Genomic DNA, 21,777 nt, shown 5'->3' with positions numbered 1-21,777 from the left:
AAATCAAAGCAGCTTTCTCATTCTTGGTTAGGTCGCCAATTGGCGGCTTCTCGAAATTCTTTTGCATGATTGACAGCCGCGCGCCCGGAGGCGTGATTTGTACCAGCGCCTTTCAATCGCAACGGTCGAGTTGAAATCATACGCTAGTCCGGAATTCCTTGAGCAAAGGGTAGGCCTGAGTACTGTCGCACCGCTTGGAGGAGGTGTTGGCAACTTGATCCATATCAACGAACTCCAGCCGGTCCAGAGTATTTTTTCAAACGGTTCTGATATGCGGTTGTATAATTCAGCCAAGGACTACGGCGCTATTCCGCAGGCATTGGCTGACGGTCTTCCTCGTTGCTCTTGCCTGGGCGCTTGGAACTTTCGACGATGTGCTGCCTAAGGGCTGGCCACGTGATTCAGGTCTGTTCGTTCACATCTCCGCAGGGATAGCGATCCTCGCCCTTCTTGTAGCGCGCGTCGCCTGGCGGCTAGTCGATCCGGTTCCGCCGCCGAAAGCGACCGAATTTGGCAACTGGATGGGACAGTGGCTAGATCCTGCCGCCCGGATCGCGCACTAGCGGTTCCTGTCGTTGGCATTGTGCTTCAGTTTGCGCGTGGCGATGGCCTGCCGCTCTTTGGTCTGGCAGAGATTCCGTCGCCATGGCTCAAGGATCGTGCCTTCGCCCATAGCGTAAAGGAGGTACATGAAGTTCTGGCCATGCGCTCGTAATCCTCGCTACCATGCATGCAGCCGCTGCCCTGATCCATCACTGGATATTTCGAGATCGCACGCTCGTTCGAATGCTGCCTCACTCCAACAATAGCGTTTGATACAATCGTAGAACAACGTACAGCGACGGTTCTTGATATCGCTCAGTGCTTGGTTTGGCGACAATCCTAATAGTTTCCAACATTACTAGAAGACCGCGCGAGGCCCTATTCGCGGACTTTGATCATCAAATGAAGTACGTTGGTACGTCTCGTCAGGCGAACGCAATCCGCTTCCTCCGCGAAGGTGTCCAGGATTAACGGCAAGTCACCGCTACCCACACCCGAACGGGCGTAACCGATATCATGTCAACCATCCGAACGTTTGCGATCCGAATTGACGACTCGGCTTTTGGCTTGCCTTGGTGACATTCTTTCTTGAGTTCGGGAGCGTCCGTCTAGTCGGCGCGAAGCGATTTCGGTAGGGCAGCAGCCATGGGTGTTCGGAGTGTATCGGACGGCGGTCACCTCGGCGGCATCAAGTATCCGCTCGGGTACGATGCACCAGCCTCGTGGTGGCTTTCCGCGGATTCGTGGCCAAACTTCCCGACCCACACGGGAGATAACAGCGCCGGCAATGGCGGCAACGGCTATTTTGCCGGGAGTCTGATCGACCGGGGCTATGCTGGTTTCGAGCCGCTCAACGTGGCGCGGGCCGGCTCCCATGCGACAGCCGACGCCTATCAGACGAGTATCGTGTATTTTGATCAGTCCGCGACCCAGATCGCCGGAATTGGCGGTGATGGCGGCAATTGGAATACCGCATTGGGCGGAAGCGTCAGCGCGTTCGGGTCCGTCGGCCCTGGCGCGATCGCTACCGGAGACAACAGCGCCGGCAATGGTGGCGATGGTTACTTTTTCGGAGCAATGGTGCATGCTCCAGTTGCGGTCTATGCCCCGATCAACATTGCGGTGGCGGGATACAATTCCAGTGCCCACGCTGATCAGACGAACGATGTGGTGTTCGATCAATCCGCGTTTCAGATGGCCGGCGTCGGGGGTAATGGCGGGAACGGCAATTCCGCGATTGGCGGAGATGTGTCTGTCTCCGGAACTGGCCACGGGCCCCACCAAACCATCGGCGGGTCAGGCCTCGCGTCTGACCGCGGCGGGATTGGCTCCGATGTGATCGCGAGCGGGGATAACCACGCCGGCAACGGCGGAGACGGATACTGTTACGGGGGCATCGTTCACGCGTCCTTTGCGTTATACTACCCGATCAACATCGCAGTGGCGGGATACAATTCCAGTGCCAACGCCGATCAGGCAAACAATGTGGTGTTCGATCAATCCGCGTTTCAGATGGCCGGCGTTGGGGGTGATGGTGGGAACGACAATGCCGCGATTGGCGGAACTGCGGACATTTTCTCTTCCATCTTCGACTTGATCGGCTCTGACGTCATCGCGACCGGCAACAATGGCGCCGGCAACGGCGGCAACGGCCATTTCTCGGGAAGCATGGTCGACATCGACGTGGCGATCTACGTCCCGATCAACATTGCGGTCGCCGGCTACAATTCAACAGCCGAGGCTCATCAGAGCAACAATGTCCTGTTCGATCAAAGCGCGATCCAGATTGCTGGAATCGGTGGTGACGGCGGCCACGGCAACACTGCGCTTGGCGGCGATTTCGCCATGCACCTGTTGTCGGACCTTCATTTGCTGGATCATGCCTAGGGCCTTTTCCGTTTCGATAGAATCGAAATGGGGCTCTGGATTTTTGATTGACGCATTTTCTTGACGCGCACCGGTCTCCACCCACGGATCAGGTCCGAGGGCATGCTTTGCTTGAAAACGCTCCAGCGGCATTGGAACTCGCCGGATATCGGCGGCGAGCCAGTAGCATTTCGGGCGTACACCGTTCGCACAGGGTGGCATTAGCTTTGGCGGCTAGACCGCTCCGGTGTCCAAATCCAAAATCGTTGCTGTCCACATTGGGACGCACAGTGCGCAAACCAAGTCAGGGAGACCCACATGTCAAGAGCCAAGGTAATGTTTCCTTCCGACACGATCTCGTTCAAGGACGTTGAGACCGGCGGCAACAGCGCAGGCAACGGTGGAGACGGCGTCAACACGGGTAACATCAGCAGCAGCCCAAGCATCAGCTTCAACCCCTACAACAAGGCGGAAGGCGCCGACGTGCACGTCAATACCGGCGATCAGGTTCACCAGAAGGCCTACTGGGACGCCGGGGGCGCGAATGCGGAGGCGGAGAAGTGGTCGAAAGCAGAGGGCGGAAAAGCCGTATCGAATGGCGACCAGGAATCGGAAAGCGGCCACAATAAATCCGACGTGGACGCCAGCACGACGGCCTACCAGGAAAACTTCCTCGCGGCGAACATGAGTCAGAACGTGGCGGCCGGCATCGGCGGCGACGGCGGAGACCACAACAAGGCGGAAGGCGGAGATGTTCACTTCAAGGCCAGCATCGAGTCCGCGAACCTGAACGACGTGCTTAACGATTCCGAGCACTTCCATATCGACGATTCAGGCATGTTCGTGCACGGCTGATCGACGCCTCCGAGAGCAGAGAACCGGCGCCAGGGCCGCCGGTTCTTAACTCGCCGCGAAGTCGGCGAACAACTGGGTGGCAAGGTCGGACTTCAGATCTCTGGCGGGGACCGCAATGCTGATGCCACCGCTCCGGCTGCAAACGATCTCACCACCGCGGACGCCGTTGAAGGCGGCCTTGCGGGCCTGCGCGGGATCGCTCGGACTCGTTTTCGCGTATAGCTGCAGCTACAATCTCCTTCTTCTCGCGCCTTCCATCTATCTGCTTCAGATCTATGATCGCGTCCTGTCGAGCCGCAGCGGCGATACGCTCCTGATGCTGACGCTGATTGTTGCGTTTACCGTCGTGGTTGGCGGAGTGCTTGATGCACTGCGCCGCGCTGCATTGGGCCGGATGGGCGAATGGCTTGAAGAAGAGCTCCATCCGGCAATGCTCTCCGCATGCCTCAAATACGCCCACGAAGCCGATCGGGCGCGGTCATCGGAAGCATATCGCGATCTTACGACCCTGCGTCAGTTCGCTCAATCCGGAGCCAGCTCGACCCTGTTTGACGCGCTCTGGACCCCACTCTTTCTCGGCGTTCTCTTCCTTGTGCATCCGTTGCTGGGAGTGATAGGCGCACTCAGCGCGCTTCTCCTGCTTGGTCTCGGGCTTGCCGGAGACCGGCTCACGGAAGGCCCGCAGGCGCGGTCGGCTGCCGCACTGACGAGGAGCCAGGGATGGTTCGCCATGGCCGCCGCAAACCTCCACGTGATCAGGGCCATGGGAATGCTCGACGGCGCTGCGCGCCTCATCCGCCAGGCTGCGCAGGATGCGAGAAGCGAGCAAGCAGTGGTGCAACGCCGCCACGAGATCATCATGCTGATCTCCAAACCCGCGCGGGCGCTGGCGCAGGTCCTGATCATGGGCACTGCCGCCTGGCTCGTCCTGGAACAGAGCAGAAGTCCCGCCATCATCTTTGCTACCAGCATGCTGTTCGGGCGCGCGCTTGCGCCCGTTGAGGGGGCGATTGCAGGCTGGAAGGCATTCGCGATGGCCCAGGCCGCCTACCGCCGGCTCAACGACATCATGTCCGCTGTCACCCCGGTTAGGAAACTCAAGGCCCTCCCGGACTGGAAGGGCAGCCTCATCGTCAACAATGTTGGCGCCGCACTGCCAGGATCGGACCATTTGATGCTGAGGGGTGTGTCGTTCTGTCTCGCACCCGGTGAATGCCTTGGCATCATTGGTCCCTCCGGCTCCGGCAAATCCACGCTCGGCAAAATCATCGCCGGAATCTCCGCTCCGACGGTAGGTTCGGTCTCGCTCGATGGTATCGACGTTTTAGCCGTGCGCGATTCGGGCGGCGGCCGGCGCCTCGGATATCTGCCGCAGGATATCGATCTGTTCGGAGAAACGGTAAAGGACATCATTGCACGACTGGACGACGCCGATTTGCAGAAGGTCATTGAAGCAGCAAAGCTGGCCGGTCTTCACGAGACGATCATTCGGCTGCCGCAGTCGTACGATACGGTCGTCGTTGGTGGAGGGGTCAATCTCCCGCGTGGATTTCGCCAGCGCCTCGGCCTTGCACGGGCGTTCTTTGGCGACCCACACCTTGTGGTCCTCGACGAGCCGAACTCCAGCCTGGACAGTCTCGGCGAGCGCATGCTCTTCGACGCCATTGAACGGATGAAGGCGGCCAATACGACTGTCATCATCATCACCCACCGGATAGGGATCCTCGGCGCAACGAACAAGCTTGCCGTCATGCAGGGCGGAGCGGTCAGCGCATTCGGTGAGAGCAGAGAAATTTTCGAAAGGTGTTTGGCGCGCCCCCAAGTTACCTCGCGCGAGCCGGTCGCATGAAGATTCCATCCGTGCCCATCAACATTCGGGAGGTGCCGCGGCGGCTGGGATCGGCGACGTCGGCGCTCTGCGACCGGCTGCGCGGCGTCACCTGGATCCGCATCAAGCGTTTTCACCGTCGCTTTGCCCGAAGGGGATGGGCTCGTCTGAAAATTGCATTCGCTCACGTCGATATCTGGGAGGCCCCACGGTGGTTGAGATCGGCGCCGCCGGCGCTCCGCGACCGACTTCGCGGCGTCACCTGGACTGGAAACTTGCTGGTTTGCGGCTTTGTCGTTGGTCTCGGTACCTGGTCAGCCTATGCCCCCCTCGAGAGCGCCGCGATTGCAATCGGCACCGTCGAATCGGAGTCGAGCCGCAAGACGATTCAGCACCTTGAGGGTGGCATCATCAGGGAAATTCTGGTCGCGGACGGCGACGTTGTCCGCGCTGGACAAACACTGATCACGCTGGAGGACACCAAGGCTCGTGCCGAAGCCCAGAGCCTGCAAGGCCAGTTGTGGGAGGCGACGGCACGAGAAGCACGGCTGCAGGCAGAACAGCACGGAGAAGAGCGGGTGTTGTTTTCGGCCAAGCTGGAGATGGCGCAGTATGCTAGTCCGTCGGTCGCGGACGTTCTTGCGGGGCAGCAAGCCATCTTCGAAACGCGTCGGCAGGTCTTTCAATCGCAAGCGGCCGTAAATCGGGAGAAAAGGTCGCAGGTGGAAAAAGAGATCGAGGGCCTCAGATCGCAGGAAAGCGCGGCCTCAAGGCGCATCGAAATCGTCCGCGAAGAAGCGGCGACCGTCGCCATGCTTGTTAACAAGGGACTTGAGCGGCGCCCGCGCCTTCTGAACCTCGAGCGGGAGATGGCTGACATCGAGGGGCGGCGGGGTGAGATTGTCGCGCAGATATCGCGCGCCGGGCAGGTTATCAACGAATCGCAGGCAACTCTGCTCAAGCTCGAAAATGACCGTCAAAACGAGATCGCGCAGTCGCTGCGCGAGGTGCAAAACCAGATTTTTCAGATACGCGAGCGACTGCAGGCGGCTGACGACCAACTGTCACGAACGGCGGTCAAGGCGCCCCAGGACGGCGTGGTAACGGACCTGAGGATTCATACCCCAGGTGGCGTCATTGGCGCCGGCGCACCTCTCATGGATATGGTTCCGCGGCAAGATCGGCTCATCGTGATTGCGCGCGTCAGGCCCGAGGACATCGACGTGGTCCGTCCCGGACTGAGCGCCGATGTGAATCTCTTGCCCTACAATCAGCGCCGCGTACCACGGCTCCATGGGACCGTGACGCACGTTTCCGCCGACCGTTTGGTCGACAAACGCACCGATCAGCCCTACTACGCAACGAAGATTCGAGTGCAGGATCCGGCCAGTGCCGGGATCGATGGTGTCCAGATTATTCCGGGAATGCCGGCCCAGGTGTTCATCAAGACGGGTCGCGGCACCGTGGCGCTCTACGCTCTCAGGCCTCTGCTCGACAGCTTTCACGGCGCGTTCCGCGAGGATTAAGCTGTGACCAGAACTGCGAGCTCAGGCAGCGCTCAGGATGACCGCACGCGTGAGGGCTGCGCATAACCGTTAGGTCGCCGGCTCCAGCGAACGACCGCCTCCGTGCGGTTATGCGCGGAGCATTTTCGCATGATGCGTTGGATGTGCATTTTTACGGTGTTTTCCGAAAGGTTGAGCCTGACGGCAATCAACTTGTTGGGAAGGCCGAGCTGCAGCGCCTCGAGCACATGTTGTTCGCGTGGCGTAAGGTCGACCATCGCCTTCTCCGGCGCAATCCTGGTGGCGCCGTTACCCTCGTTAGTTCCGAATAGCTCGGGCGCGTCGGGGCATTCCGATATCGCCTTGAGGCTCGACGCTCCATTTTGCCCAACGATCGGTAACGGTCGGTAGACCCCACCGGCAAGGACCAGGCGTAGTCCGGCAATAGCGACTTCGACAGGGATCGATGTCGGAAAAAAGCCACGCACTCCCCGTTGCATCGCAGCTGAAGCCGTCGCGTCGTCGTCGCGATTTGACAACACAGCAACCGAGGCTTTCGGGCAGGATTCCGCGAGGTGGGCGAGGCTTTCCTCGATCGAAGGGTCGGTGATCTGCTTGTCCCCGATATTCAGCGCAATCAAGCGGATATCTCTACCTGACAACCAGTTCAGGCCGCTCGTCGTTGGCATCTCGACGATCTCGAATCCAGTGAGTTCTCTCTTGAGGATATTGAGGATGCACGTACGCGCCAGGACATGTTGCTCGATGATTACGAGCACCGGCGAGTTTTGTGATACCAGGGCTAGTTCCGCGGGATTAGAAAAATCGTCCATGATGTCCCCGAATTCAGAGAAAGGCTTGAGTCACTCCACCAGTTTTGATTTCCATTTTCCATGGAGCAAAATCTGCCCCACACACTTTGCAGCGAAGCGCTGCTAATCGCGACGTTGCTTCCGACTTTCCAGTTCGTTCGCAGGAACGTCGTCAGGGGACCTTCTGGTCCGTCGCAACAGATCTAGCTGCTGCAAATATTGCGATACGCGCTCGCCGCCGCCGAATTCGCGGGGCCATCGACGACGTATGCTTCATCCTCCGTCACGAGATACAGAAACGGCCTATCTCCGGTATCTTCGCCCGACGCTTTTTTTCCTTTGACACGGCCGCAAATGGTGTCGACGGACTTCCCGAGCGTGTTTTTGCGGATGGCCCGTTTCATCTCACCGAACTCGGCAGACGCCGGATCCTCCAACTTAGCAGCAATCGTGGTCTTCGCCTTGATAATGACCGGATCGGGCGTCTCAGCGGGCCGACCAGATGCCGGAGCCTCAACTTTCGCTTCGATCATGGTGGCCTTCGCCTTTTTCTCAGCGAGTTGGGGCCTGTCGCGGACGTGGGCAATCGACGGCTGTTCCGTCTTCGTCGCGATCGTGGATTTGACCTTCGTTGCCGCGGAATTGGTCCTGGATGACGCTGGCGTCGGTTCAATCGACCGACTGACCGCCATCTCGTTGAGACAGCCGGACCCACTCGCGTCCGTGCATGCTTCCATGCTCGCTTGCGGCGGTAAAAGGCAGCTACAGCCGACCAGGGTCGCAGCCAGAACACCAATGAGAAGCGTTCTCATGCTAATCCCTCATAAGGGGCCTGAGTTCCGCTCGCAGTTCTTGCGGCGATCTAAATGTTGCGCTGGTTGTCTATCATTTGCGCAAAAGTATTAACTGCTGCTTAAGCGCCCGTCCTTCGCCGCGGCAAGCTCTCACATCATTATGCCGGCGCATCACAGTTCGCGGTAGGTGAGCAGTTTCGTGGCGGATCGGGCCACGCTGCTCAACAGATCGATATCCAACTCCACCGTCAGCGCTATCATCACGGCCTTGCTGGACATCGTTGCGACTGCATCCTGCGAACGGCACACGATGGCGTGCGCTCCCGATCGCTGAGACAGCTGGGAGCACCGGCGTCAATTCGTATGCCGCATGTCTGACACTGGCAGACAGTGTTACAAGCCCCTAAAAGTTTCGAGCGACTAATTTTTCCGCCAAAGCAGGAGACAAGCGCTAATCGCAAAGCGGTATGGTCTCAGCTTCGTTACCGATCTCGCCCGTGAGTTCGTCGCTCGATCATGTAGTCCCTCACATAAAGGTTTGATCGCTGCACCTGCGGTCCGGAAAATTTGTGCTCAGTGATCCAAAAGGGGTTTGCAACAGTATCGGCACGAAGCAGACCTGAACATCGTCTCGACGAAAGTTCGTTGTGGTTCGATCACTCGACGTGTCTGGCTTGCAGCGCGCTTCGCGATATTCTCTGCCTCGGGAGAACGCAGGAGCTGAAGGTCTATGACGCGTTCGCAAGAACGCTCGGATCGCAAGGGCGTGATCGGGTTTGGCTGTTGCTCGCTAGTCGCCATACGTCGCTGTCGGTGAATTACGGCGCGTTTAGCTTTCACAATTCGCGGCGGCCGCGCTCTACGCTGGCGCGTGGGAACGCGCACCATCGCTCCGACCGGAAACGCAACTGCATTCTGCCGCTATCCGGGAGTCATTAATCTTCTTGCGTTCATTCTGGTGAGGGGCGGGCGGATGCGGCCTGCTCACTCCATCTGTCGTGACGATGCTTCCAGGATTTTGGCACATTCTCTAAGCGGCGCAAACGGATCAAAAATTGAGCTGGATTAGTCCGAATGCACCATGCGCGACCTTTCCCGTCCCGCCGACGCTCACCGGGTAGTCCCAGTTGGCTGAATATTCCACGGCCACCTTCAGCCCATCCATCACCCACTCGCCTCCGGTAAGGAAAAGCCGGTGTTGCGGGACGAATCCGATCCGGGTTGGCACGCCGTTTTGCAGGATCGAAACGCCCGCCATGTCTTTGCTGCCGGAATATCCCAGCGAGATGAAGTCGCCCTGCGCGCCGATCTCCTGTATCCACGGATTCCAGTCGAACTGGTAGGCAATCGAGGCCTGCCAGGTCATCGGCATCATGTTCCGCGCAATGCCGAGCCCATCGATAAACCTGGCGTCCTGAATTGCGGCATTTACCTCGCCCACGAACGCGAACGGGCCGAAACTGGTTTTGAGGCTCGCGGCCACTCCAGGAATCCGGCCGATCTGATTCAGGAACGGTAGGTAGGACGTACGCAAAAATCTGCTTTCAAAAACGGAGGTGTCGTAGTCGACATGAAAGTCGAGGGTCCATGGACAAACCAGCGAGTCCTTCAACTGGTCATAGGGCACGCCGCAATGGCCTCTCGTCCGGAAACCGAGACTGGCATTGTAATCGTCGATTTTTGTCCGGCCGGGAATGATGCTGTCGCTGCCTCTGTAGGTCATGACTGAGCCGTAGAAGGGCGCCGGGTCGAAGGGGAATGTGACTGGCGTAGGTCGGAACGGACGTTCAGGCAGCGGGGTGTAGCCGAGCCAACGCATCAGTTGGCTCACGGCCGGTGCGACGACCAACGGACTAACGCGTGGAACAACGACAGGTGCCGGCGGCGGCTGCCGCGGTGGGGTTGGCCAGGCGAATTCCAGGCCTCCCGCCGTCTGACGGTTTTCAAACACCTCGGTCGTCAGCGGAGTGCCGATCGAGAGCGTATCCAGGCGTGCCACGCCGGTGGACGTACCGAAATGCAAGACCTCCACGCCGAAGCGGGCCGCGATCGGGAATTGCATCAGATCGCCGACTGCAATGTGAGTCCGATCAAGCGTGAAGCGATCCACGCCTACGCCGGCGATGTTGGTCGGCACCACTGGTTGATTCCCGGTCGGGAATATCGCGCCAGTGCCGTTGTCGAAGTGGAGAACCATCGCACCGGTCAACCAGTCGCTGAGCTTGATATCGAAATCGAGTTCAGCCGTACCCAGCGACAGGTTTTCCTGGGTAGGGCCGGTGAATGAGCCGGTCCGCGAGGCCACGCCTTCAATTACGCCGCTCAGCGAGAGGAAGTTGTTGATCTTCGGTCCGGTCTTGTTGAGCGTGTCGCGGAGGATCTGGCGCGTCGCGTTCTCGTTCGCCGCCCAGCCGATCTCCAAATCTCGTACACGCTCGTTAAGCGGCCTCTTCGCTGCGGCTTCCGACAAATCCGGAGCGGGCAGTGCGGGCGGATCGACGGGCGTTGACAGAACCGTGGATGCAGGCTTCGCCGCCGTTACGGCAGGTGCCGGACGTTGATGTTCCGCCGCGGGCTTGCTCCGCCGCGCCGGCGATGTCCCCTCCAGGGCGCTGAGACGTTCGGAAAGTTTGCGGTTCTCCGCTTTGAGCTCTCCGAGCATACGCCGGAGAACTGCGATGTCCTCGTTCTCCGCGGCGGCGGCATGGGAAGGGACGAGCAGGACGAGGCTGAACAATGCGGGCGCGGCGCGAAAGACAAACGGGTACGCGGAGCAGACGCGGTACCGGCCGCGCGTCGTTGACTTTATGATGCTAGTTTCCGCAGCGTGCCGACGTCGCCCTGATCCGGCGACGCGTTCATCCCGCTTACCCCAGATCATGCGCGGCCCCATCACTGTCTCAGTTCGACGCACTCACATCGTCGAACTAACTCGTTCATAACAATTCCGCTCTGGTAATCAGACTGTCTCAGCCAGCGTTTCATCCGTCAGGCCGACTACAGACAAGAGCCCGCTCAACAACCGCGGAGCAAATAATTGCCGGAGCCCCCCAGCAATGTTGGGATAAGAGTGACGCCGATGACGAATTACGCAAGCGCCACGAAGTGATATATCCAAAGTGACGTATCTAGATCACAGCAGGAGTTGCGAACAGCCTCGGCGGCTTTCAGGCAACTTCAAGTGGCGATAGAGCTTTTTCACCTAAGCTTGCAAAAGTGCGTAAACACGCGTGACCCAATTGGACCAGCATGTAATCCAAATGGGTGGATTGTGCCGACAAGAATATCAACCTAAAATTTTCACTCGCCTTAGTCTGGTCCTCAGTTTGGTCCAGGAAAGGCAGCATTGCGGAATTTTGATTACGGCGAAGCCTCACTATGGCGTTAGCACGACCGAAATAAAGCCGGCGCAAGGCCGACAAAAAATTCGGACTCGTGGGGAATAATAGTGGGTAAGAAATTGTGTTGCCTCTACGAGCGACACAGCGGTCAGAAAATCCCGCGTTCAACGGGCCCTCTCAGACGGAGTTCGACTACAGGCACAGATCGAAGACAACCAGAGGTCAAAAGAGGGGGGCGTCGAAATGTTGGCGTGGCTCATATCCTCTAGCGTGCGTTTACGTACCCTCGTTGTAGTTGTTGCTGCCGGCTTGCTGATCCTCGGCGCCGTCGATATCAGGAACAAGCCGCTCGACGTCATCCCCGAATTGGCGCTGCCCTCGCTCACTGTGAAGACTGAATCGCTTGGCCTCTCCAGCGCCGAGGTTGAATCGCTGATCACTGTGCCGCTGGAGGCGGACCTGCTCAACGGTGTGCCGTGGCTGCAGGTCATCCAGTCGGAATCGATGGCGGGCCTTTCGACGATTGAGATGATCTTCGCGCCCGGCACCGATCTGATGAAAGCCCGCCAGATGGTGCAGGAAAGGCTGACGCAGGCGCACGCGCTGCCGAACGTCTCCAGTCCGCCGGTTATGCTTCAGCCGGTTTCCTCGGCCAGCCGAGTGATGAACATCGGACTGAGTTCGAAATCCGTCTCACTGATCGACATGTCCGTTCAGGCGCGCTGGAATATCGCACCGCGCCTCGCCGGAGTTCCGGGTGTGGCGAATGTCTCGATATGGGGTCAGCGCGAGCGGCAGGTCCAGGTGCTTGTCGATGCCCGGAACCTGAACAAGAAGGGCGTCAAGCTCGATCAGGTGATCAAGACGACAGGTGAGGCGGTGTGGTCCTCGCCTCTCACCTACCTGAACTCATCCACGCCCGGCACCGGCGGCTTTATCGAAACGCCGAACCAGCGGCTCAGCATCCGTCACCAGCTGCCGATCTCCACCGTGGGTACCTTCGCCAAGGTGCCGCTCAGCGGCACGACCACGAGCGTCGGCGACGTCGCCTATCTCGTGGAGGGGCATCAGGCGCTGATCGGAGACGCCATCGTCGGCGAAAACCCCGGCCTGATGGTGGCGATCGAGAAATTCCCCGGCTTCAACACATTGGACGTGACGCGCGGCGTTGAGCTCGCGCTCAACGAACTGAAACCCGGGCTGCCCGGTATCGAGATCAATACGACCATCTACCATCCCGCGAGCTTCATCGAGCGCGCGACCAGCAATCTGGGCAAGGCCATGCTCATTTCGATCATCCTGGCCGCCGTCATGCTTGGCCTTCTGATGGGCAGCTGGAGGACCGCGGTTATCGCCCTGGCCGCGATCTCATTGTCGTTCGTCTGCGCTGAACTGCTGTTAAGGGCCGCTGGAATCCCGCTCAGCATGATAGCCGTCGGCGGTCTGCTGATGGCCTCCGGCGTGATCGTGCATGACAGTATTATCGACGTCGAAAACGTGCTGCACCGCTTGCGTGCGCCGCAACGCGACGGTCGGTCCGGCTTCATCGTCGTCGTTCGTGCGATGCTGGAAACGCGTCGGCCGATGCTGTACGCGTCGCTGATCGTCGTACTCGCAGTGCTGCCCGTTCTGTTCATGTACAGCCGGTCCGCCGCATTCTTCGCGCCGATGGCCTGGGCCTATATCGCAGCCGTGTCCATCTCGATGCTGGTGGCGTTGCTCGTGACCCCAGCGCTGGCCGCGGTGCTGCTCGCCAATGCGCCACTGACGACGACGCGCGGTTCGGTCATCGACAGGTTGGTCGGGCCGTTCGACCGGATCGTCGGCCGCGTCATCCACGCGCCGCTCGCCTGCATCGGCGCCTGCGTCGTGGCGGCGATCGCGTGCTTCGCGCTCTGGAGCCCGCTCGAACGCAATATGGTGCCCAGCTTCGGAGAAACGGATCTGATGATCGAATGGCAGGGGCCGCCCGGCACCTCGCTGCAGGCGATGACCCGATCGACCGAGAACCTGATCCGCGATCTGCGGCAGATCCCGGGAGTGCAGAACGCTTTCGCCAATCTCGGACGGGCCGTGCTTTGCAACTGCGAACGCGCGACGGACGTCAATGCGGGGCAAGTATGGGTCAATATCGATCCGAAGGCCGATCGCGAAACAACGGTGGATGCGGTCGAAGCTGCCATCACCGCCTATCCCGGGATGCGCGGCAAGCTTGGAACATACCTGTCCACGAAGCTGCGCGAGGCGCTCACCGGTGACCCGGACAGCCTCACCGTCCGTGTCTATGGCAACAGCCTCGATGTCATTCGCGCCAAGGCGGAGGAGATCCGCGCATCGATGGAGAGGATCCCCGGCATTGAAAATCCGCGGGTCGAATTACAGGTCGAAGAACCCTCGATCGAAGTCAAGGTGGATGTCGATCGCGCGGCCGGTTATGGCCTGAAGCCGGGCGACATCCGCAGGGCGACCTCCGCGATGGTCGGTGGCATCACCGTCGGTGCGCTGTTCGAGGACCAGAAGGTTTTCGACGTGGTCGTCTGGGGGCGGCCGGAGTTACGCGACAACATCGATGACGTGCGAAATCTGATGATCAACAGCGAGAGCGGGTCCCAGGTTCGCCTGGCTCAGGTTGCAGACGTCCGCATCGCGCCGGCCACCAGCATCATCCAGCGACAGGGGTCCTCGCGTCGTATCGATATTTCCGCGAAAGTGGATGAGCGGGCGCTCGGTGATGTGGCGGATGAAGTCGCCAGGAACGTCAAACAGATCGCATTCCCGTTCGAGCACCGTGCCGAGGTGCTCGGCGAATACAAGGAGCAGCGAGCTTCTCTGCGATCGATATACAGCTACATGGCGGCGGCTGCGGTGTTGATGTTCCTGCTGACGCAGGCGGTGCTCCGCAGCTGGACACTCAGCGCCCTGTCGCTGCTCGGCGTACCGGTCGCTGTACTCGGCGGCCTCGCTGCGGCCGCAATCAATGACGGCCACTTCTCGCTTGGTTCTCTGTTGGGTCTGGCAGCGGTGCTCGCACTGATGGTGCGGCAGGGTATCGGCCTGGTCGCCCATTTTCAGCATCTGCAATTGAACGAGGGTGAACCGTTCGGCGAACAGCTGGTGCGTCGCGGCATGCAGGAGCAATTCCCGAGCATCATCGCCTCGTCGGTGACGACGCTCGCACTGGTGCTCCCGTTCGCGATCATGGGCGATGTCGCCGGACTTGAAATCGCGCACCCGCTCGCGCTCTCGGTCCTGGGCGGCGTCGTTACCATGACGCTCGGAACATTGTTCGTGCTGCCGACGCTTTACCTGCGGTTCGGCAGTGGCTGGACGGCCGACCGGCTCGATCTTGAAATGGAGACCGCGTCATGACTGCCGCGCGCTTCACTTCGAAAGCCTTCGAAAGGGAGGGACGTCTCATTGCCCGCATCACCGTATTGATGGTCGCGGCATTTACCGCGTGCCTTGTAGCCCCCTGTGCATCAGCACTGGCCGCCGAGACGGCAGTCAAGAAGGTCATGCCCGCTCGCGTCGAGGCCACAAGTGACGCAAAGATCATGAAGGTGACGCTCACGCCGAAAGCGGCTGAACGGCTCGGTGTCGTGATCGATGAGGTGCGCGCCGATCCGTCGGGCCGCCTGATCGTGCCCTATGCTTCTGTTCTCTACGACCTGACCGGAAAGACGTGGGTCTATATCAGCGCCGATCCGCTGACCTTCGCTCGCGGCGCGGTGGTGATCGATACCATCAAGGGCGACAACGTGTACCTGACTGACGGGCCTCCCGCCGGCACGAAGGTGCTTGCGGCCGGAGTTCCTCAGGTCTTCGGCACCGAGGTGAAGGTAGGTCACTAGCTGCGCGTCGAAATTGTTTTTCCACGGCGGCTTCGGCCTGAGTGGGGGATTTTTTCCGATGATGAGGCTGATTATTGGTTCGAGTCTGCGCTTTCGCTATCTCGTCCTCGCCCTCGGGGTGGTGCTGACCTGGTTTGGCCTCGCGCGCCTGCGAGACGTACCCGTGGATGTATTCCCGGAATTCGCGCCACCGCGGGTCGAGATCCAGACCATCTGTCTTGGGCTTTCATCGGCCGAAGTCGAGCAACTCGTCACGGTGCCGCTGGAAAACGCGCTGAACGGCGTCCCGGACATTGACGTGATGCGTTCGAAGTCGGTGGCGCAACTATCTTCAATCCTGTTGATCTTCAAGTCGGGCGCAGACGGGATCCGGGCGCGGCAGCTGGTCAGTGAGCGGATGGCCCTCGCGAGCAAGAGCCTGCCGACTTGGGCAGCACCGCCGTTCATGATGCCGCCGTTGTCCTCTACCAGCCGGATCATGAAGATCGGCATTACCTCGAAAGACAAGTCCGTGATGGACCTGTCGATGCTCGCCTATTGGACGATCCGGCAGCGGCTGCTTGGGGTGCCCGGCGTTGCAAACATCGCGATCTGGGGAGAGCAACTCAAGATGCTCCAGGTCATGGTTGACCCGAAGCGGATGGCCGCCGCGGATGTCACGCTCGACCAGGTGCAGGAGGCGGTTTCCGATGCCCTCGACGTTGGCCTGTTGCGCTATGCCCGTGGCGCGCATATCGGCACCGGCGGCTTCGTCGAAACGCCTAATCAGCGTTTCCAGCTTCGTTTCGTCGGCTCCGGCGTTACGCCGGAGACTCTCGCCAGGGTGCCGGTAACCCACTTGGCCGGGAAACCGCCGCTGTTGCTCAGCGATGTGGCCGATCTTGTCTATGCGCCGCAGGGAATGATTGGCGATGCCGTCATCAACGACGGTCCAGGCCTCATGCTCATCGTCGAAAAGTTTCCCTGGGGCAACACGCTCGCTGTTACCCGTGGGGTAGAGGAAGCGCTGGAGAGAATGAAGCCCGGCTTGCCAGGGGTTGAGATCGATACCACGATCTTCCGGCCGGCGACTTTCGTCGAGGATTCGATCCACAACCTGTCCTGGGCACTGTTGCTGAGCTGCCTGCTGGTCGCGGGAATCATACTGATCTTCCTTTACGAGTGGCGTACCGCGATTGTCTGTATCATTGCCATTCCGCTATCGCTGCTCGCTGCCGGTCTCGTCCTGTTCACGTCCGGCGCCACGGTCAATACGATGACCCTGGCGGGCTTCGTCATCGCGTTGGGGGTTGTCGTCGACGATGCGATCCTCGACGTCGAGAACATCATGCGGCGACTTCGTCTTGCGCGGCGCGCGGGAGACGCGCGAAGCACGGCGCGCATCATTCTGGACGCTTCTCTCGAGGTGCGCGCGCCGATCGTCTACGCGACCCTCATCGTGGTCACCGCCGTCGTGCCCGTCCTGTTCATGCAGGGCCTGACCGGATCCTTCTTCAAGCCCCTGATTGCCGCCTATGTGCTCGCGATTTCGGCCTCGCTCGTTGCGGCGATGACGGTGACACCGGCGCTCTGCCTGATCCTGCTGCGCGGCGCGCGACTCGAAGGGCGTGAATCACCTGTCATCGTCTGGCTGCTGCGCCATTATGCGCCCTTGCTGGAACGCGTTACCCGAGCTCCACGCATGGCCTATATCGCTGTTGGAATAGTGATGCTCTCGGGGGTCGTTGTTTGGCCGCTGCTTGGCCACTCGCTGCTGCCTTCGTTCAAAGAGCGCGACTTCCTGATGCACTGGGTCACCACCCCCGACGCGTCGCTTCCCGAGATGCTGCGCATTACCACGCGCGCAAGCAAGGAACTGCGCGCCATTCCGGGCGTACGCAATTTCGGTGCACACATCGGCCAGGCCTTCGCCGCCGACGAGGTCGTCGGCGTCAATTTCGGGGAGAACTGGATCAGCATCAGCAGGGACGCTGACTACGACAAGACGCATGCCAGGATCGAGGAAATGGTGGAGGGCTATCCCGGCCTCTACCGCGATGTGCAGACTTATCTGAAGGAACGCATTCGCGAGGTGCTGACCGGCGCCGGCGAGGAGATCGTCGTCCGGATCTTCGGCCCCGATCTCGACGTTCTCAGGGACAAGGCGGAGGAGGTCCGCGCGGCGCTCGCGGACGTTCCGAATCTCGTCAATCTGCACAAGGAGTTGATGGTCGAAGTACCGCACATTCAGGTGACGGTGAAGCTGGAGGAAGCACAACGCTACGGTCTGAAGCCGGGCGATGTCCGGCGCGCCTCTGCGACCCTCATGGCCGGAGAGGAGGTCGGCGATATCTTCACCGGTGGCCGCACCTACGACGTGCACGTGTGGACGTCACCGGCCTCCCGCCACAGCTTGGACTCGGTCCGCGAGATGCTGATCAACACGCCAACCGGGCAGCGCGTTCGGCTGGCGGAAGTAGCCGATGTCAGCATTCGGCCGACGCCAAACGTCATCAAGCGTGAGGCGAGTTCCCGTCGGATCGACGTGGAGGCGAATGTGAAGGGCCGCGACCTCGGCGCAGTCGCCAGCGACGTGCAGGCTCGTTTGGAGAAATTGTCGTTTCCGCTCGGCTATTACGCAGTGCTGCAAGGAGAATATCAGGAACTGAGTGCCGCCCGCAGGCGGCTCGAACTGTTCGCCGTGCTGGCGCTCGCCGTTGTCTTCGTACTTCTGCAACAGTCCTTCAACAGCTGGCGGCTAGCAACGCTCAGCTTCCTGACCCTGCCTTCAGCGCTGGTCGGCGGCGTGCTGGCGGCGTGGCTGGCGGGCGGCGTGATTTCCCTTGGCTCGCTGGTCGGGTTCCTGACGGTGCTTGGCATCGCCGCCCGCAACGGGATCATCATGATCAACCACTTCCAGCATCTGGAACGCCATGAGGGAGAGCCGTTCGGCATGAGGCTCGTGCTTCGCGGCGCGGGCGAGCGGTTACGGCCGATCCTGATGACGACCGGCGCCGCCGGGCTCGCGATCCTGCCGCTGATCATTTTCGGCGACCTGCCGGGCCACGAGATCGAATATCCGATGGCGGTCGTCATTCTGGGCGGCCTCGTGACATCGACGCTGCTCAACCTGTTTATCTTGCCTGCATTCTATCTTCGTTTCGGTCGCGGTACCGGCGCGCTGACGGAGAGTCTGACTGTTCCGGGAGCGGTACGAGTCTCGGGGAGTGTCTGAAAGTTGGGAGGAGTCCAGGATGGCACAAGCAGCGATAAGATTGTGTCAGAGAACAAAGGCCCTGGCCGTGCTTACGGTTTTCATTTGTTTCGGACTGTCCAGCGGCGGCGCTTTGGCGCAGAAGAGCAAGGCTGCCGAGGACACGCTCGAAGCGTTCGATCGCAACAATTTCGATAATTCCGCCAACGTCGACAACAAGTGGTTCCCGCTGCAGCCAGGGACTCAGCTGGTCTACAAGGGGTTCACCCAGGAGGACGAGAAGCGCGTTCCCGCTCGCGTGGTGCAGATCGTCACGGACCTCACCAAGCTCGTCAACGGCGTGCCTACGGTCGTTGTGTGGGACGTCGACTACAAGGACGGCAAGGTGGCAGAATCGGAGATCGTTTTCTTCGCGCAGGACAAGGATGGCAACGTTTGGCTGCTGGGTGAGCTGGTTGAAATATACGAAGATGGGGACTTCAAGGGCGGAAGCGCCTGGATCGCCGGCATGGATGGCTCGAGTCCAGGGATCATGATGAAGGCAGACCCGCGGCCGGGGACCCCCAGCTACTCCCAGGGCTACGCGCCGCCTCCGTTCAACTGGACCGATCGCGCAACGGTAGAAAAAGCAGGTCAGAGGGTCTGTGTCCCGGCCGGCTGCTACAAGGATGTGCTGGTGATCGTGGAGGGCAGCAAGGGTGAAGGCCCGGACGCCCAGCAGCTCAAGTACTACGCACCCGGTGTGGGCTACATCAAAGTCGGGTGGCGGGGAAAGGGCGAAAAGCTGCGAGAGACCCTTGAGCTGGCCGAGATCGTGAAGCTCACCCCCGATGCGCTGGCCAAGGCCCGCGCCGAGGCCCTGGAGATAGAGAAGCGCGCCTACCTCTATGGTCGCACGCCGCCCGCCGAACAGATGAAGGGGGCGGCAAATGCCAAGGCCGAATGAGTATGGCCCTGTAGGGGCGTGCCGGCGAAGCGTCCGACTGGTCCAGAACCGGTAGGAGTATCTGTGGGAGGCTGATGTGAACACCATGCATCGCCACAACGGCTGGATTGCCGCCACTGGCGCTTTGTTCGCCATGGCCTATCCGTTGGCGGGAGCCTCGGCCGAGGATGGTCGCTTCGAAAAGCTCTCCGTCTATCTTGAGCGTAACGTGCAAGACCACGATGCCGAGATCCGGTTCGATGTAACCGGTGTCACGGATGGGCTCGCGGCGCTGAAAGTAATGGCGCCCGGCGCGCGCACGGTGATCGACCTTAGATCGCCGGACTCGAAGTTGGGAGTTCGCAGCCTCACGCTCGAATCGCCCGAGCCCGATGACGACGGGATCGTGCGTGCCGATTTCCCGGCGGGCGCCTATCGCTTTGAGGGAACGACGACCAAGGGGGCGAGCCTGCGCGGCGAGGCGCAGTTGAGCCATGTGTTCCCCGAACCGGCCGCATTCGAATATCCGCGGCCGGACCAGAAGGACGTACCCGTCACCGCTCTCACCCTGAAATGGTCCGTGCCGAAGGGGATCGACGCCTGCGCCATCGTGATCGAGCAAACCGGCTCGGCTTACGAAATCCGGGCCCTGCTGCCGGGCTCGGCGAGATCCTTCACGGTGCCTGATGGGTTCCTGGGCGCTGGAAAGGCCTACAAATTCGCGATCGGGACCGTCGCAAAGGACGGCAACCGGTCCTTCATCGAAGCAAGCTTCACGACGGCGAGGGCGCGATGAACCGATCTCGACCGAGCCGACGCTCCGAGTTTACGCGCCGAGGCTGCGCGATCCGGGGAGGAACTCGCGTCTTGGTGGACAGGCGCGCGGCGAAGGCGAAATGCGAACTCTATGTGGTTTCTTTTCAGGAAGGGACATTGCCATGAAGGGAACGATCCACGCGCGCCTGCCCGCCATCCTTCTCCTAGCGGCGGCGATGGCCACCGCGCAGACGCAACAGCCAGCTCCTGCCGCTGAGCGTGCGCCGGCCGGGGCAAAGATCACGAAAGAGCAGGCGACGAAGGTTGCGCTTGAACAGGTCCCCGGAAAAGTCACCGACGTGACGATTGAACGAAAGCGCGGCAAGAATGTCTACGTTGTCGAGATCCAGTCGCCGGATCAGGGCGAGAAGGACGTCCTCGTCGACATGGAGTCCGGAAAGGTTATCGGCACCGAATGAGATGGGATGCCATCCTGACGAGGTTCATGATTGGAGGGGATAGCGTCATGAGAAAAACGATCTGCGCGGGTTTGTTCGCCGTTCTATTTGCGCCGGCGATGGCCGCGGCACAGGCGCCGAAGGGCCTTGGCACCGAGGAGTTCGGCATGTCGCCGCGCGAGCTGGTTCAGGCAATCGAGAAGACGGAGCAGCTCATCGCGCGTTGCATGGCCGATCAGGGCTTCCAATACATCGCGGCCGACCACAACACGGTGCGGGCGGGCATGTCGGCGGACAAATCGCTCCCGGGCCTCAGCGAGGAGGAGTTCGTCAGTCGTTATGGATTTGGCGTATCAACCTTCTATACGGGTTTGCCGCCTCAGCTATCAACCGGCTACAACCCCGCCCGTGTTGGTCTCGGCGACCGCAATGTGCAAATTTTCCGTAAACTTTCCTCCGCAGATCAGGTCGCTTACAATCGTGCGTTGCTCGGAGATGACCTGAGCAGCACCTTCGCGGTTGCTTTAGAGATCGAGGATTTGTCGCGGACCGGTGGCTGCACGCGCAAGGCTCTCACTGAAACGTTCAAGCCCGACCAGCTGAAGGCCAGCCACTACAATCCCCAAGACGCGCTGATCAACAAGGACCCGCGCATGAAGGCCGCGCTTGAGTCTTGGCAGCGCGAGATGAAGAAGGTCGGCTTCGAATACGGTCACCCAGACGAAATCGAACCTGACCTGCGGAACCGGCTCAGCGCGCTGACCGAGGGGGGCAAGCTGCTGGTCTCCAAGATGTCGGCGGACCAGAAGGCCGCGCTGCGGAAACTACAGGATTTCGAGCGCCTGGTGGCAGCCAAAAGCTTCAAAATGTCGGAGGACATGTTGAAGCCGATCGAGGAGAAGATCCAGGAGGAGCTGTTCTCCCGGAAGGTGCAATAAGACGGTGAGGACTTCCACACCCATACTTCCCCAGAGCGGCGACGATGAGTAATCTCCTTTCCTGGCATCGCATGACGAAGGCCGACGTATTGCTCCTCGCGAAGAAGGCCTG

The 21,777-nt window shown here is 60.4% G+C and carries 15 protein-coding genes; 12 read left to right on the top strand and 3 right to left on the bottom strand.

Annotated features, from left to right (window positions below; all coding sequences use genetic code 11):
* Nucleotides 1-374 precede the first annotated feature (374 nt).
* The 5 genes from JQ624_RS39750 to JQ624_RS27285 all read left to right on the top strand — a co-directional run bounded on the left by JQ624_RS39750 (nt 375) and on the right by JQ624_RS27285 (nt 6,618).
* Nucleotides 375-563, top strand: a complete 189-nt coding sequence (locus tag JQ624_RS39750; protein WP_409334378.1) for a hypothetical protein — start codon at nt 375-377, stop codon at nt 561-563.
* Nucleotides 564-1,398: 835 nt separating this feature from the next.
* Entirely contained in the window at nt 1,399-2,430 is a 1,032-nt protein-coding gene (locus JQ624_RS27300) for a hypothetical protein (protein WP_212421999.1), read from the top strand.
* A gap of 315 nt (nt 2,431-2,745) precedes the next feature.
* Nucleotides 2,746-3,264 carry a hypothetical protein gene (locus JQ624_RS27295; RefSeq protein ID WP_249130107.1) on the top strand — a complete coding sequence of 173 codons (519 nt, stop codon included), beginning with the start codon at nt 2,746-2,748 and terminating at the stop codon, nt 3,262-3,264.
* A 115-nt stretch (nt 3,265-3,379) separates the two neighbouring features.
* Nucleotides 3,380-5,113 (top strand): type I secretion system permease/ATPase, encoded by a 1,734-nt coding sequence (locus JQ624_RS27290; RefSeq protein ID WP_212421998.1) that lies wholly within the window; start codon nt 3,380-3,382, stop codon nt 5,111-5,113.
* Nucleotides 5,110-6,618, top strand: a complete 1,509-nt coding sequence (locus JQ624_RS27285; RefSeq protein WP_212421997.1) for an HlyD family type I secretion periplasmic adaptor subunit — start codon at nt 5,110-5,112, stop codon at nt 6,616-6,618. The genes JQ624_RS27290 and JQ624_RS27285 overlap by 4 nt, the downstream gene beginning before the upstream one ends.
* Before the next feature lie 32 nt (nt 6,619-6,650).
* Here JQ624_RS27285 and JQ624_RS27280 read toward each other — a convergent pair whose 3' ends face one another.
* The 3 genes from JQ624_RS27280 to JQ624_RS27270 form a co-directional block, all read right to left on the bottom strand.
* Nucleotides 6,651-7,430 carry a response regulator transcription factor gene (locus tag JQ624_RS27280; protein ID WP_212421996.1) on the bottom strand — a complete coding sequence of 260 codons (780 nt, stop codon included), beginning with the start codon at nt 7,428-7,430 and terminating at the stop codon, nt 6,651-6,653.
* 182 nt (nt 7,431-7,612) lie between these two features.
* Complete coding sequence (locus JQ624_RS38790; protein ID WP_249130106.1) at nt 7,613-8,221, bottom strand: hypothetical protein; 609 nt, start codon at nt 8,219-8,221, stop codon at nt 7,613-7,615.
* A gap of 1,030 nt (nt 8,222-9,251) precedes the next feature.
* Nucleotides 9,252-11,084: a hypothetical protein gene (locus tag JQ624_RS27270; protein WP_212421995.1), complete on the bottom strand. Its 1,833-nt coding sequence runs from the start codon at nt 11,082-11,084 to the stop codon at nt 9,252-9,254.
* Between the two features lie 730 nt (nt 11,085-11,814).
* Between JQ624_RS27270 and JQ624_RS27265 the strand changes: the two genes are divergently transcribed.
* The 7 genes from JQ624_RS27265 (at nt 11,815) to JQ624_RS27235 (ending at nt 21,665) form a co-directional block, all read left to right on the top strand.
* A complete protein-coding gene (locus JQ624_RS27265; protein ID WP_212421994.1) occupies nt 11,815-14,913 on the top strand; it encodes an efflux RND transporter permease subunit in 3,099 nt (1,032 codons plus the stop codon).
* Nucleotides 14,910-15,395, top strand: a complete 486-nt coding sequence (locus JQ624_RS27260) for a hypothetical protein (RefSeq protein ID WP_212421993.1) — start codon at nt 14,910-14,912, stop codon at nt 15,393-15,395. Before JQ624_RS27265 ends, JQ624_RS27260 begins: the two co-directional genes overlap by 4 nt.
* A 58-nt stretch (nt 15,396-15,453) precedes the next feature.
* Nucleotides 15,454-18,609: an efflux RND transporter permease subunit gene (locus JQ624_RS27255; protein ID WP_212421992.1), complete on the top strand. Its 3,156-nt coding sequence runs from the start codon at nt 15,454-15,456 to the stop codon at nt 18,607-18,609.
* A gap of 19 nt (nt 18,610-18,628) precedes the next feature.
* Nucleotides 18,629-19,534 (top strand): hypothetical protein, encoded by a 906-nt coding sequence (locus JQ624_RS27250; RefSeq protein ID WP_212421991.1) that lies wholly within the window; start codon nt 18,629-18,631, stop codon nt 19,532-19,534.
* A 76-nt stretch (nt 19,535-19,610) separates the two neighbouring features.
* Nucleotides 19,611-20,309, top strand: coding sequence for a hypothetical protein (locus JQ624_RS27245; RefSeq protein ID WP_212421990.1), 699 nt, complete (start codon nt 19,611-19,613; stop codon nt 20,307-20,309).
* Nucleotides 20,310-20,451: 142 nt separating this feature from the next.
* A complete protein-coding gene (locus tag JQ624_RS38785) occupies nt 20,452-20,748 on the top strand; it encodes a PepSY domain-containing protein (RefSeq protein WP_249130104.1) in 297 nt (98 codons plus the stop codon).
* Between the two features lie 47 nt (nt 20,749-20,795).
* Nucleotides 20,796-21,665, top strand: a complete 870-nt coding sequence (locus JQ624_RS27235) for a hypothetical protein (RefSeq protein WP_212421988.1) — start codon at nt 20,796-20,798, stop codon at nt 21,663-21,665.
* Nucleotides 21,666-21,777 lie beyond the last annotated feature (112 nt).

Source organism: Bradyrhizobium sp. AUGA SZCCT0283 (assembly GCF_018130385.1).
GTDB lineage: Bacteria > Pseudomonadota > Alphaproteobacteria > Rhizobiales > Xanthobacteraceae > Bradyrhizobium.
The sequence above is the reverse complement of the archived record's forward strand: the minus strand, read 5'-3'. Positions and strand labels throughout refer to the sequence as shown.

Coding starts and splice junctions, on each gene's coding strand:
- JQ624_RS27255 (WP_212421992.1), top strand. CDS start 15,454: ATGATGAGGCTGATTATTGGTTCGAGTCTGCGCTTTCGCTATCTCGTC.
- JQ624_RS27285 (WP_212421997.1), top strand. CDS start 5,110: ATGAAGATTCCATCCGTGCCCATCAACATTCGGGAGGTGCCGCGGCGG.
- JQ624_RS27235 (WP_212421988.1), top strand. CDS start 20,796: ATGAGAAAAACGATCTGCGCGGGTTTGTTCGCCGTTCTATTTGCGCCG.
- JQ624_RS38790 (WP_249130106.1), bottom strand. CDS start 8,221: ATGAGAACGCTTCTCATTGGTGTTCTGGCTGCGACCCTGGTCGGCTGT.
- JQ624_RS27250 (WP_212421991.1), top strand. CDS start 18,629: ATGGCACAAGCAGCGATAAGATTGTGTCAGAGAACAAAGGCCCTGGCC.
- JQ624_RS27260 (WP_212421993.1), top strand. CDS start 14,910: ATGACTGCCGCGCGCTTCACTTCGAAAGCCTTCGAAAGGGAGGGACGT.
- JQ624_RS38785 (WP_249130104.1), top strand. CDS start 20,452: ATGAAGGGAACGATCCACGCGCGCCTGCCCGCCATCCTTCTCCTAGCG.
- JQ624_RS27295 (WP_249130107.1), top strand. CDS start 2,746: ATGTTTCCTTCCGACACGATCTCGTTCAAGGACGTTGAGACCGGCGGC.
- JQ624_RS27280 (WP_212421996.1), bottom strand. CDS start 7,430: ATGGACGATTTTTCTAATCCCGCGGAACTAGCCCTGGTATCACAAAAC.
- JQ624_RS27270 (WP_212421995.1), bottom strand. CDS start 11,084: ATGATCTGGGGTAAGCGGGATGAACGCGTCGCCGGATCAGGGCGACGT.
- JQ624_RS27290 (WP_212421998.1), top strand. CDS start 3,380: ATGCTGATGCCACCGCTCCGGCTGCAAACGATCTCACCACCGCGGACG.